The organism is Campylobacter concisus, assembly GCF_902460675.1.
Taxonomy (GTDB): domain Bacteria; phylum Campylobacterota; class Campylobacteria; order Campylobacterales; family Campylobacteraceae; genus Campylobacter_A; species Campylobacter_A concisus_AJ.
This window is the reverse complement of the sequence record NZ_CABPUQ010000002.1, coordinates 1-13892: the sequence shown is the minus strand read 5'-3', so window position 1 is coordinate 13892 and position 13892 is coordinate 1. Positions and strand designations below refer to the sequence as shown.

Genomic DNA, 13892 nt, shown 5'->3' with positions numbered 1-13892 from the left:
TTAGAAATTTCCACCCACCGCACACGAGCTAGCTGGATATGAAGTAAGTCCGTAGTCAGCTGACTCAACATTATAAAAGTCTAAATTTGCACTTCGCGAGATGATATACTCAAAGCCTTTTTGATTTAGCTCGATCAAAATTTCAAGCTCTGTATCTCTTTTGCAGACTATGCTTTCAAAAAAGTGAGAGAAGAAAGAAATTTTGGCATTTTCTTTTTGCATTGAGTGATTTAGCATGAGCTCCATGTTGCTAAAAATTTTAAAGATAGTTTGATTTGTCTCAAATTTACCAAACCTTGCGTAATAATTTTGCAAATTTGCATCACTTAGTACGATGTTTTTAGTGCAATTTTTAGTGATCTGCTCGTAGATAAGACCAAAGAGCTCGATAGAAGCATTTTGATTATCCATCACCCTATTTTCGTGGTTTGTGACGACTACAAAGCCATCTTTTATCTCATATTTTTCATTTTTATAATAAAAGCTAACGCTTGCCACCTCTTGCTCAAAGCGCTTTTTATAAGCAAAAGGCAAATAGTTTAAAACGCCCATTTTATCGATGATAGCCGAGCTTCTTACGCCGCCATCTAGCTCGTGCTGCATGAAGTATCTTATGAAGCTACCTTGTTCTATATCAAAGCTGTTTAAATACTCGATCTTGTCAAGATAGATGCATCGGTAGAGCTTTACAAATTCTGGGTTTAGCCTCAAATTTATCTCATCTTGTAGCTCGCCATACTTTTCAGTCTGATCTGCGTCTATAAATTCGATGATATTCATCTGCTTTTCGATCTTATCTTTTACAAAGATCGAAATTTTCACATCTTGCATCTCGTAAAAGCACTTTATCGTATCTGTGGCACTTTTTGTGATGTCTGTTTTAAATTTCTTAGCAAGCTCTGCTTTTTTAAGGGTGAGCGAAAAGTCGCCATTTTTTAGTTTATTTTGTGAGTACAAAAGATAGAGTAGCTGCTCATAGACCATTAGATGCGAGTAGGTTAAAAATGTATTATCCACCACGATGACGTAGTAGCAACGCGTTATAGAGTACCTTTTGTTATTTTGCAAAAATTCATCATAAATTTTTAATTTGCTTGGGGATTTACATACCTTAAAAACATCATATGATTCTAAAAATATATTTTCCATTACTACCCCTTTTTACCTTTTGCAAAAATATTACATAACTATTCTTTAAGCTAATTTGAATTTATAAGCTAACTAATAAAAATAATTTTGTAAAAATTAATATTAATTTAATTAAATATAGCTTAATTATATAAAATATTTTTGTATAAATCTATTTTTATTTACGAATTTTTATTATATAAAGTAGAAATTAGCTATAAAAATATATTTTTTAAACTAAATTTAATAAATATAGTTATATTATTTTTCTCAGATAAGCATGCTTGTAGTTGAAAATTTACAAATTGGGAGCTCAAAATGGAATTTCTAATTTTGACGCTATTTCTGATTAGTGGGCTTATCTTATACATAAAGCCACAAATGAAGAAAATAGCAACGTCCTGTATGGCTTTGGGGTGCGTAATACTAGTTGCACTAGAATTTTACGTAAATTTATGGGTAGTCTTGCCAATAGGCAACTTTTAGGAGGGCAAGATGCAAACAAAACAAAACGAAATCCCAGCAAACGAACAAGGCTTTTTCAACCTTATGTCACTAGCCATCACTGCTCTTGTGGCACTTCCAGTTGGTATCGCCTGCTTGGTGCTTGGCTTTGGACTAGGTGATAACCCTTGCGTAATGTGCTGGGCCGAGAGGATCACGATGATAGCTATTAGCCTAATAGCGCTTTTTATCATCAGGTACGGACTAAAGCCTGGCTATCTAGCAGCACTTTTACTAATGGCTTGCTGGGGCATATTTAATGGCTTTATCCACTACAGCCTTGATGGAACATTTGGTGGCTATCTTGACATCAAACAAGGTTTTGGCCTTGAAATTTTAGGTGCCCACACTCAGTTTTGGGTTATGGTTGTTGATTTTTGCGTGATCATATTTTTGGCTTTTATATTTTTGTTTAGCAAAAATTTGGGCCTTATAATGCAAAAAAGCTCAAATGGCGAATATGGCAACTTTCTAAGCTACTTACCACTTGGCAAATTTGCAAATTTAGTCTTTATTGTGATCATCCTTGCAAACTGCGTTCAAGCCTTTATAGCTTCTGGTCCACCACCATATCTAGGATCTAGCACACCACCAAGGATGAGTATTGATCCTTCAAAATGGTTCTGGGAGAAAGACCACTGGGATAGCTCGCTTGATTTTAGATTTGACTGGAACCCTGAGCTTCCAGACCTAGCAAAGTAAGGAGTAAAAGATGAAAAAACTAATATTTTTTGTCGCATTGGCAAGCCTTGCTTTTGGGTTTAACTTTGACATGGATAGTAAAAATGGAGCGATCCAAAACGTAAAAGAGCTAGGTCTTAAAGATGCGCTCACTCTAAATTTGCAAAATGATAATGCAATAACTGGAGCCGACTACGATGAGAGCAAAAAGCACTTTGCCATTGTCTCAAACGACAATGAATTTTACATCGCAGATGAGAATTTAAAGCCTCTAAGTTATGCTAAGCATGACCGCCATTTTATAATGGAGATGGAGGCAACAGTCGGAGCTACTTGGTATAAAAAAGAGCTTGGCATGATAAGTTATAACAAAACTTTTGTCTTCTATGAGCCAGCTAGCAACCTTAGCAAAGACGAGCAAAATAGCCAGTGGAGGCACCTATTGGCTGGATATGACGCATGGAAGCTAAATGACCTTGGCAACAAGGGCAGATTTTCTACCATCAGATCAAAACAGCAGTACATCTTAGGCTGGGACTACTTAGAAAGTGAGAATAAATTTTTCACAGCTAGCGTGCCAAATGACGTTAGAGACTACTGGAGTGTCGCTATATTTGACGGCGACGATAAGATGATCTTAGAAGAATTTATGCCAAAAGCTGGAGCAAATTTGCAGCTAAAAGAGGGTAAAAATTTAAACAACTACTACATTACTGGTGTTGATGTGAAGCCTGGTGCGCTCTATCTTTTAAGCAAAAATTTCTCAACTATTTTAAAGTTAAATTTAACCACCAAAGAGATAGACGAGGCATTTAGTTTTAGTGGGGTAAATAACCCAAGAGCATTAGCAATCAAAGATAATAAATTTTACATCTTCTCACGAGAAGGCAAAGAGAATAAAGTTTTTATCTTTGAGGTGAAATAGCTATCAAATTTAAGGAGAAAACATGCAAAGACGTTCTTTCCTAAAAGGCACCGGAGCGGCTCTAGCAGCAGCTGGGACAGCTCCTAGCCTATTTGGTATGGAGCAATTTGAGGTGGATTTTAACCCAAAATCCTATAAGAACGAGGAAAATGTAGAGTACTACTACCTAACCTGTCCTAGAAACTGCCGTGATGCCTGTTCGATGATCGCTGAGATAAAAGATGGCAAAATGGTAAGCATAAAAGGCGATCCAAAGCACCCACTAACGCAAGGCACAGTCTGCGTCAAGGGTCACACCTATGCCATGCACCTATATAACGCTGATCGCATCATGCACCCTATGAAAAGAGTCGGTAAAAAAGGCGAAGGGAAATGGGAGAAGATAAGCTGGGATCAAGCCTTAAAAGAGATAGCTGCAAAGCTAACTGAGATAAAAGAGAAATTTGGCGGCGAAGCCTTGACCGAGTTTGTCTACTCTGGCAACGAGGGACATATCTCAAAAACTATCGCACCAGGAAATTTCTTTGAAAAATATGGAGCTACAAGGCTTGTTAGAAACCCTTGTGACTGGCCAAGATACGCGGGCACTCCTAGCGTTATAGGTACTGACTTCTCAAAAGATGCACTTGAGATCGATGAGAGCGATATGTATATCAGCTGGGGATCAAACGAAGCTTACACAGCCGTACACTGGATAAGATTTGCTCACCGCGTTAAAAAAAGAGGCGGAAAGATCATCGTTATAAATACAATAAGAATTCCTCTAGCAAACCAAGCAGATATGTTTATCCAGCTAAAACCATCTAGTGACCCTGCATTTTGTCTAGCGGTCTGTAAATTTTTAATAGAAGAAGATCTATATGATCATGAATTTGTAGAAAAATACACAACAGGCTTTGAAGATCTAGTGCACGAGTGCTCACTCTACACCTATGGCGAGCTATCTGAGATGTGCGGAGCAAGCGTGGATCAGATCAAAGTTTTTGCTAGAGAGTACGCTCACGCAAAAGCACCAGCTATCATGCACGGCGATGGCGGACAAAGACACTTTAACGGAGCAAGACTTGTTCGTGCGGTTACATTTTTACCAGTTTTAACTGGCGCCTTGACAAAGCTTGGTGGCGGACTATTTTGGGCGTATGTGCATGTAAAAGGCTGCTTTAATTTCGACAACTGCATGCCAGATCTCTCTCCAAAAGATAAAGATGGCAAAAAGATAGAAAGACAGCAAGTAAGCTATATAGAATTTGGTAAAGGCATACAAAAAGAAAATCCAACATATCTTGACAAGCCTATAAACACGGTCATTAGAGCATGTATCAACTACAACTCAAATTTAATGGTAACAGCACCAAATACAAATTTGATCAAAAAGCGTGTAATGGACGATGACTTCTTTTTGGTTGTAATTGATCCTTACGAAACAGATACCTGTGACTATGCTGACTATGTTCTACCTGGTGTTACATTTATGGAGAGTGAGGATATCCAAAACGACCAAATTTCTGGATACGTCTGTTACAACGCTCAAAGTGTAAAACCTCTTGGCGAAGCTAAGACAAATTTAGAGTTCTTTAACGCTCTTGCAAAAGCTATGGGCTATACAGAAGAGTGCTTTAACTGGGATAGTGAAACGGTTTGCAGACGCTTTTTGGATACAGAATTTGCCAAAAAGCAAAACATCACCTATGAAAAACTAAAATCAGTCGGCTGGATCAAACCATTTAGAACACCTGAAACGATGAAGGATCAGTTCCCATACTACCCTTATGCACCAAAAGACAAACTAGTTTTTGGCACAAAGAGTGGAAAATGCGAGCTTTACTCACAAACCTTTAAAGACGCAGGATATCATCCGGTAATAGACCTTGAAACTGACTGGGACTACTATGAAAAGAGCAATAAATTTGGAAAAGACTATCTCAAAAAATATCCGCTTTATTTCATGACGCCAGGTACTCAGCTCCAAGATAACTCAAACTGGGGCAATATGCCTTATATCTTAAAAAGGGTTATCGTTAAAGGCAATGCTGAGCTATTTATGACACGTGAAGACATGGAAGCACGCGGTATCAAAAACGGAGATACAGTTGAGGCAACAAACGAAAAAGGTACAGCCGTCTTTACAGCAGTCGAGACAAATCAAATGAACCCAGGCATAGTCTATGCGTGGAACAACATCTGGGTAAAAGTGACAAAATCAAGAACTGGAGCAAATATACTTTGCTCTGACGGCGTTAGCGATCTAGGAAATGGCTCAACTTATACAGCTAGCTTTTGTGAAGTAAAAAAAGCAGCTAAACAAGAGATGTAAAGGGGTCTAAGATGAAAAGAAAACAAGGTTTTTTATTTGATTATAACTTTTGTATAGGCTGCAAGGCTTGCGAAATTTCATGTCAAGTCTATCACAACCAAGATCCAGACATCAACTGGAGACATGTTGATGGCCTTATGATACATGAAGATGGCATAGAAAAAGAGATCTTTATAACTCACTCTTGCCACCACTGCGACGAGCCAGCCTGTATGGATGTCTGCCCAGTTGGAGCATATATCAAGCTAGAAAATGGTGTCGTACAGCCACTTCATGATAAGTGTATAGGCTGTGGATACTGCTTGATGGCTTGCCCTTATGGCTCTATCACAAAAGGTAAAGACGGTAAAGCTCAAAAGTGCAATCTCTGCGCTGAAAAACTTGAGCGTGGCGAAGAGCCAGCTTGCGTAGCAGGCTGTCCGTGTGGAGTACTAAAACTAGTTGATAGCAACGTTAGCGACAGCGCTGGTATGCAAAAAGAGATGCCAGGCTTTAAACACTTCTTTACCAAGCCAAATATCCGCTTTTATCCAAGAATGAAGCGAAATGATTTCATACACTAAAGAGTAAAAGATGGATAAGGTCAAAGAAAAGCTTAGCGTTAGCCTTAGTGTTGAAGACTTTTTAAGGCGATTTTTCTTAGTAGAGCTTAGAGAGCAAAATTTAGATGAGCTCATAAGCATAAGCCTTAATTTTAGTGATAAATTTAAAAATCATGACTTCATACTTTGGCTAAATAAGTGTAAAGATGATCTAAATTTGCTAGACGAGCTAAGATATGAATTTAATAGGCTATTTGTAGGGCCAAGACACCCAAAAGCTGAGCCATACGAGTCGGTTTATTTTGATTATAAAACGATGTTTGGCGAAAAGACTATGCAGGTGCGTGGCTTTTATAAAAGCTCTGGACTAAAGCTTAGTAAAGAGCAGTTTGATAAATTTCCAGATGATTTCATAGGATACGAGCTGCAATACCTTTACTTTCTAAGCTTCAATGCCTTACAGGCAGACGAAAAAGAGAAAATGGATGAAATTTTACGTAAAAAATATGACTTCATCCGCACTCATCCGTTTGAGTGGTTTTATAAATTTAGTTCTCGCTGTAAGGAGGCTACAAATTTAGAAGCCTATGTGAGCTTTGCTGATTTTTTAAATTTATATCTTGAAAACGAGATAGAGCAGTCAAGAGCTCTTCTAACTTTTAAGAGTTAAAGGATAGATAATGGAACAAACAACTTGGGGATGGCTCATAGTCATATATCTGTTTTTGGGCGGTTTAGGTGCTGGGGCATTTTTGTGCTCGGCTTTAGCCTATAAAGGCTTTTTGGGCAAGCTCGATGAGAAATTTTACAAATTTGGATTTTTGCTAGCGCCAGTAGCGGTCATAGTTGGAACTGTACTTTTGCTATTTGACCTAGCACCAAGTGCGGCGATCAATCCAGCTAAGATCATAGGTCTTTACACAAGACCAGTTTCTATAATGAGTATCGGCACATATCTTCTAACATTTTTCATAATAGTTAGCGTGCTCGTGCTTTTACAAGTTAAAAAAGGTGGCAAAATTTGCGATATGATGCTTAGTTTTGGCTCGCTACTTGCAATTGGAGTGATGGGTTATACTGGACTACTTTTGTATGTTGTAAAAGCGATCCCACTATGGGCAAGCATATGGCTACCGATACTATTTACTATTTCAGCCATATCAACAGGTCTTAGCGCAAACGCTATATCTGTGCTAAGTGGTGGCGGCATTTTGAGCCACGAGTCGCATAAATTTCACACTATTTTGGTGGCACTTGAAATTTTTGCCCTCTTGATGCTATTTGCAAGCGTTAGAAACGAAGCTGCTGGCATGGCTAGCATAACCAAAATAGTATCAGGCTCTCTAGCACCGATGTTTTGGATAGGCTTTATAGTGCTTGGTCTTGCACTGCCATTAATTGGCGGCAGTAAATTTATGCTACAAAGATGTGGCGTGACAAAAGATGGAGCAGTATGCGGATGTAGCGAAGGCATCAAAAGCTGTGTATATAATGAATATGGTGTTTTAATCGGCGGTTTTTGCCTAAGAGCATTTATCGTTCTCGGCGCGGTTTATATATTTTAGTTTCTCCCTTTTCCTAATACTTGGGTCGGATGAAAGTCCGACCTATTAAAATATCTTAAAAATATTTTTAAAAGATTCGATAAAATACGTAAATACTTTATTTAGGAATAAACATGGATTTTGAGGACCAAATATTAAGAACTTGTGAAAATATAGATAAAAATCTTGCGAACAACAAATTGTGTGACGAGCGAGGATTTGTTAGCCAAGCTATCTTATCTCAGCTTAGAAATTTAGTAGAGTATATTTTTCAAAAAATTCACTCTAGTGAAGAAAAAATAGATACCAACGAGTATCAGCAGGTAATTAATGAAAATGCTCTTAAATTTGTAAGATCAAGAAAAGGAAATTATGCGTTACTGGTTAATTTCCACAATTTTTTACAAAAGGCTGCTTCGCATTATATGCTTAGTGAAAATTCATCTGAACGCTTGATGTTAAAATATTTTTTATTTTTAGTTGAATGCAAGAAATTTTTAAAAGAAAAATACGACATTGAAGTTCTTAGAAATTTAAGTAAATTTCCACTTAATTTAGATAAAAAATTTATGGAATACTATGAAAAAATTGCAGAAAAGATAGGGAATCAAAGTGATTTAAGTAATTCCGACAAAAAAAGCAATGCTTACTATGTGACAAAAGTCAAGCCTTTCATAGCAAAAGGACAAATTTATTATGAGGTAACATTTGTTAATGCTGTTGATAATTTTAGCAAATTTGATAAACTAATTGCATTTTGTAAATTTAGAATTTTTGATAATTATGCTGTCAATTTATGGATTCGTAATGAAAATATAGAAATTCTAAACAAATCACTGCAGGTAAAAATTATTGACTTTTTGGAGGTTGCTATTAGGCCGGCTGAATTACAAAATTTTGGCAAGATATTTGGACTTAGTCAAAAAATAAGTAAAACAAACGAATATAAAGAATTAATGCAATTTTTGACACGTGAGGAAATTAGCTTAGTTGATTTGATTGATAGATATGACTACCAAGACATAAAAAGAAATATTATTTCTAAGGGCCATGTTTCACATATTTTTGATATTTTAGATAAGGCAAAGACAACTACTGGAGATGGTAGAAATACAATTAGGTATTTACTACACAACTTACGTAATCAAGTAATAAAAAAGCAACTTCCAAATAATGAAGACAGACGCTTATTGAATTTAGAACTAAATTCAAAATGTCTTCCATTTGAGCAAATGCCGTTTGCTACATCTTTAATAAATCACAATCCTAGCTTTTATGATTTGTTAGAATGTATGGATACAAGCAGAAGAGAGCATGAATTATTTGCTAGGGCAGTAAAAAGTAGGATTGAAAATAGCGGAAGCTTATTTGTTGATAAAAAGGAATTTAATTTTAACAATATAGATAATCTAAGATCTCAATTTAACTCAAAATTATGGCCAGGAAATAAAAACAATCCCAAAGGGCATACCGGTAGGAGAATTGAGGAATTTCAAAGTCACTTTTATATCAAAGAGTATGTCGAAAAATCTATCGAAATTATTGATGGGCTTGACAAATTGACGCAGGGCGGTATTCAAAACTACTCAAATTCTGCAAAAGAGTGGATAAAGAACAATTTGACGCTAATTGATGATAAAGAAAAAGAAAATATTGTTATTAATCTATTTGAGAAATCAAAAGTCGCCTTGATTTATGGCGCAGCCGGTACTGGTAAAACGACTTTAATTGATTACGTATCACAATTTTTTAAAGAAAATAGTAAAATATTTTTAGCCAATACAAATACTGCTGTAGATAATTTAAAAAGACGTATTGCTGCGAGCTCAAAAAGTGAATTTAAAACAGTTGCTAAATTAATAGCGGGTACAGACACAAAATGCGATGTTTTAATTATCGATGAATGTAGTACAATAAGTAATGATGATATGCAAAAAGTACTCAATAAAGTAAAATTTGAGCTCATTCTCTTAGTAGGAGACATATATCAGATAGAAGCGATATCATTTGGCAATTGGTTTAAAATCGCTCAGAGTTTTCTTGATAAAGCAACTTTTACATTAGAAAAAACATATAGAACAAAAGACAAAAAACTTTTAAAACTCTGGGATGAAGTAAGAAGTTTTGGTGATTGTATTAGTGAAATTTTACAAAGAGAAAGCTATTCGCAAAAATTAGAAGATTTAAGTTTTGAAGCTAGTGATGATGAGATTGTTTTATGTCTTAATTACGATGGATTATATGGTATTAATAACCTAAATACTATTTTGCAAGAAAACAATAAAGCAAAAGCTGTAGAATGGGGTCTTCATAGATATAAGATCGGCGATCCTATTTTGTTTAATGAGGTAGAAAGATTTAAACCACTTATTTACAATAATATGAAAGGAAAAATTGTTAATATTGAGCTTGAAGAAAAACGAATTTGGTTTAGCATTGAACTTGAAAAATCAATAACTGGACTAGATGCACAAAAGTATGATTTTGAGTTATTGGAGAATAGCGATAAATCGGTGATAAAATTTTATGTTAATCAATACGGAACGGCTGATGAGGAGGGGAATCCTGAAAATAATGATGAAGAAACTGTTGTACCGTTCCATGTGGCATACGCCATTTCAATTCATAAAGCACAAGGTTTGGAGTACAAAACTGTAAAAGTAGTAATAAGTAGCGAAGTTGATGAAATGATAACGCATAATATTTTTTATACAGCAATAACCAGAGCGAAGGAAAATCTACAAATATATTGGTCGCCGGAAGTCGAAAAGAAAATTCTAGAAAGCTTCAAAAAAAGAAACAGCAATAAAGATATTGATTTTTTGCAGAAATTAAAGAAATAAAAGCCGCCCGCAAGACGGCTTAAATTTTATCTCTCGAAAATAAAAATTTTATTCACACCGTCCTCTCTGGACGCGACGTAGAATTTACTCTCTTTGATAGCGAGCGCATGGGCATCGCTCGCGCCTTCAAAGCTATAAATCTCCATGATCTTTTTGCTGCACGGATCAAGCTTTAGGATGCTTGAGTATTGCTTCGAGAGTAGATAAACAAACTCGCCGCTCGCATCCATACCCGTTACATAGTAGTCATTTATCTCTCTGCCCTCTTTTACGCCAAGACTCTCATCAAAGCTCGGAATAAATTCTGTAGACAAAAGGTTATCGCTATCACTAAAACTAGCAATACTCCAACTTTGCTTTATGTCATCTGGCACACTTGCTATAAAAAATTCGCCATAGAAGTCAGAGTGATCCCAAGAGAGGATATACTGCTGTTTTGCACGAACTGTGTAGTATCGGTCCTTAAAATCAAGGCTAAATTTATCATAGCCATCATGCAAATATCTCCACGCCTTATTTGCATCATCCTTGCTTTGATCTGGCATAAATTTGAAAAATTCATACGTTTTGTTATAGCTAATCAGCCCAAGAGAACCTTTAAAAAAGCTTGCACCAACCGTATCTTCCATCTGTATGATCCAATCAGGCGTGCTTCTTAGATAGCTTTTTATCTGATCTAAATTTTCATCCATAGAGTAAAGCTCAAATTTTAGTGTGCCGACCAAAAAACTTTTGCTCTCCTCATCATAGTCAAGACCTGTAACTGGATTGCTATTATTTAGTTTTAGCTCTATTTGTCCAGCTTTTTTTAGTGGAGTTAGATTTGTAACTGCACCATTTGCTGCATTTAGATCAAACTCTCCACCAAATGCCAAGCAAGTGCAAAGTGCTATTAAATTTAAAATTTTCATTCCATATCCTTACTTTGGTAAATTTGGTAGTTTTGGATTCCAGCTTTCGCGAAAATCTATCTCATGTTCATCCCAGTGATCAAGCTCCCAAAACCATTTAGAAGGATCAGCGCTCATGCGAGAAGGCGTAGCCGATGCTAGATATGGTGGTGGGCCAGCTGTTATAAAAGCTTGAATGCAGTTAAATGCCATAATGACCACAAAAACAGCCACAGCTATCTTTCCCAATAAGAAATTTGGTAAAACAACTCCGTATGCGTTTTCTTCGCTATTTTGCATGATCTTGCCAACATTTTTACCAAGCATCAAAATAACACCTAAAAAGATAATGACACAAAAGTGTACGACAACAACCCAAAACTGCGTATGAGCGCCTAAAATTTCAAGTCCAAAACCTTGCTTTATATCAAGATATCCGCCGCCTGTGCCATCTAAACTATAGTGTAAAAAGCCATCATATAGCCCAAGGCACGACAAAAAGATGATTGTGACCAGATATCTAACCTTAAAGCCGTAACGTACAACGATAAGCGCCATAAAAGAGATCGCCACCATGCAAAATCTCTCATGCCAACACATTATACAAGGGCTATCACCCATGCCAAATCCAAGTATCAGACACGCAATGCCAACAGGAAGTGCGACCAAAGCGAGGGCAGCAGCTGCAAAGAGATTGAAAAATCTCTTTTCGTCATCACCCCAGTTTGCAATTTTTTTATTATTCATTGCCTGCCCCTAAAAATTTCCCATTGGCACAACAGCAAATTTATTTACCCATGCCATCATCATAATAAGCACAACCATTCCAGCAACACCAAACCCCATTACTGCCTGCTTTTTCTCTGGTTTAAACAACAAAAATAGACCAGCAATTAAAAACATCAAAACCATTAAAAATTCCATTTTTTATCCTTTATATGAAATTTAATATTTATTAAAATATACTACCTGATTTATAATTTTAATCTTAAAGGATATTTTTTTATTATTATAAATATATTTTTTACTTAATATTTACAAATATAAAATGTGTTTACCTAAAAATATTTATTATATTAATTCTGAATTATGCTTTTTATATTAATGTACCTAAAAACAATTTTAAGTCAGATAGTATAAAACTATTAAAATTATTGATTTAACAATAGTAAATTTCAATCTTTTACCAGCAAGCTTTAATATTATTTGGCGGTAGAAATAATGTTTAAATTTACATTGACGAGTTGTTATCTTATTTGGTAACTGGTTTTAGATCAGCACTAATAAACACATCTTTTGAAGTTGTGTATTCGTCCAAAATATTAAGATAACACATTCAAATAAAAGGCTTTAAAATATTTATACTTACTTATAGCTGGTTAGTAATTATCAGTGATTAAATTTTAACAAAAACAAGCATCAAAACCGTTAATAAATTATCTAAGATAGAATACTCTCCAGTCCGTCAAACCTAAAAACACAACATTAACACCTATGTTGCCAACCAATATAGCCGCACCTTTAGCCAAGAAATAAAATAAGCCTGCCATTTCGTCAGCTCCCGCATCCGTTCTAACAGTTTAGTGCTTTAAAGACACTCTTTTTAACATCAGCATCACGTCCAAGACCAAAGATAGCATACTCCATATCTAGCTTATGCTCTTTTAGCTGTCTCGCGCTCTAGCTCTTGTCACCAATACTTATAGCTATACCACCACCTGCTTTTGTTTTTTTAGTCATGCATCTATTATGTCTTTTGTATTGGATTAAAATTTTGCGTCATCAAATAGCGCTTTTTGTAGAGTTTTAACCTTGAAGCATAAATTTACTCTACCTATATTTTACTATTTAATAAATACATTTTTATTTAAAATTATAAAGCATCTATACGTATTACATTTTAACCACACCAGCCAAAAAGCAATAACTACCCAAACGATAATAAGCAACATATCTCAAACAAAAATAAGAACTATATACCCAATAAAATAAATCTTCCATATTGGCTTACAATTTCCCATTAAAAGTTTACTTCATAAACAACAAATTTATTTTTAAACCATTAAAATATTGCCCACTAATTATAAAAACAGCATTATACAAGCCATTTTTTACATCACATCAACCGCAATCTAGCAAATAAACAACCCTTAACACCAATAAAACAATAAATTTAAAAAGATAAATAACCCAATAGTATAAAAACAAACATAAAAGCCTTACTATACCTAATCAATAAAAACCAATTAAAAAGAAATAAGAAAATAAAAACTAATATTTTGCACTCAACAGAAAGTAACAATAATAAAAACTAGGATTAAAAATATAAGAACCAAGCAGATAAACAACAAAGCCCGCAACGACCTACTTTTCCAACATCCCAGTAAGGGAGAGTATCATCAGCCAGGACGAGCTTAGCTTCTTGGTTCGAGATGGAGCAAGGCGTTTCCTCGTCTGTATAGTCACGGGCAGTGTTAAATAAAAGATATATTAGCAAATCTCTTATTTAACACTACTAGAT

At 35.4% G+C, this 13892-nt stretch carries 11 protein-coding genes and 1 rRNA gene; 7 read left to right on the top strand and 5 right to left on the bottom strand.

The annotated features are described in order from the left end of the window. Positions 1-1149, bottom strand: coding sequence for a hypothetical protein (locus tag F3G88_RS08795; protein ID WP_103559023.1), 1149 nt, complete (start codon positions 1147-1149; stop codon positions 1-3). Between the two features lie 474 nt (positions 1150-1623). Between F3G88_RS08795 and F3G88_RS08790 the strand changes: the two genes are divergently transcribed. The 7 genes from F3G88_RS08790 (at position 1624) to F3G88_RS08760 (ending at position 10481) form a co-directional block, all read left to right on the top strand. After that, complete coding sequence (locus tag F3G88_RS08790; RefSeq protein WP_087581439.1) at positions 1624-2334, top strand: disulfide bond formation protein B; 711 nt, start codon at positions 1624-1626, stop codon at positions 2332-2334. A 10-nt stretch (positions 2335-2344) separates the two neighbouring features. Continuing rightward, positions 2345-3238 (top strand): hypothetical protein, encoded by an 894-nt coding sequence (locus tag F3G88_RS08785; RefSeq protein WP_149715956.1) that lies wholly within the window; start codon positions 2345-2347, stop codon positions 3236-3238. A 22-nt stretch (positions 3239-3260) separates the two neighbouring features. Beyond that, positions 3261-5552, top strand: a complete 2292-nt coding sequence (locus tag F3G88_RS08780) for a molybdopterin-containing oxidoreductase family protein (RefSeq protein WP_149715955.1) — start codon at positions 3261-3263, stop codon at positions 5550-5552. Between the two features lie 11 nt (positions 5553-5563). Beyond that, complete coding sequence (locus F3G88_RS08775) at positions 5564-6115, top strand: 4Fe-4S dicluster domain-containing protein (RefSeq protein WP_107830835.1); 552 nt, start codon at positions 5564-5566, stop codon at positions 6113-6115. Between the two features lie 10 nt (positions 6116-6125). Further along, positions 6126-6764 (top strand): TorD/DmsD family molecular chaperone, encoded by a 639-nt coding sequence (locus tag F3G88_RS08770; protein WP_107830833.1) that lies wholly within the window; start codon positions 6126-6128, stop codon positions 6762-6764. A 10-nt stretch (positions 6765-6774) separates the two neighbouring features. Next, positions 6775-7659, top strand: coding sequence for an NrfD/PsrC family molybdoenzyme membrane anchor subunit (nrfD, locus tag F3G88_RS08765; RefSeq protein WP_149715954.1), 885 nt, complete (start codon positions 6775-6777; stop codon positions 7657-7659). Positions 7660-7772: 113 nt separating this feature from the next. Then, on the top strand, positions 7773-10481 hold the full coding sequence (locus tag F3G88_RS08760; protein WP_149715953.1) for an ATP-dependent DNA helicase: 2709 nt from the start codon (positions 7773-7775) through the stop codon (positions 10479-10481). Positions 10482-10507: 26 nt separating this feature from the next. On the opposite strand, the gene F3G88_RS08755 is transcribed toward F3G88_RS08760, so the two are convergent. The 4 genes from F3G88_RS08755 to rrf all read right to left on the bottom strand — a co-directional run bounded on the left by F3G88_RS08755 (position 10508) and on the right by rrf (position 13841). Then, positions 10508-11392: a hypothetical protein gene (locus tag F3G88_RS08755; RefSeq protein ID WP_149715952.1), complete on the bottom strand. Its 885-nt coding sequence runs from the start codon at positions 11390-11392 to the stop codon at positions 10508-10510. A gap of 9 nt (positions 11393-11401) precedes the next feature. Beyond that, entirely contained in the window at positions 11402-12118 is a 717-nt protein-coding gene (locus F3G88_RS08750; protein ID WP_149715951.1) for a disulfide bond formation protein B, read from the bottom strand. Positions 12119-12127: 9 nt separating this feature from the next. Further along, positions 12128-12295, bottom strand: coding sequence for a hypothetical protein (locus tag F3G88_RS10320; RefSeq protein WP_188117482.1), 168 nt, complete (start codon positions 12293-12295; stop codon positions 12128-12130). A 1427-nt stretch (positions 12296-13722) separates the two neighbouring features. Next, positions 13723-13841 (bottom strand): 5S ribosomal RNA (gene rrf / locus F3G88_RS08745). Between the last annotated feature and the right edge of the window lie 51 nt (positions 13842-13892).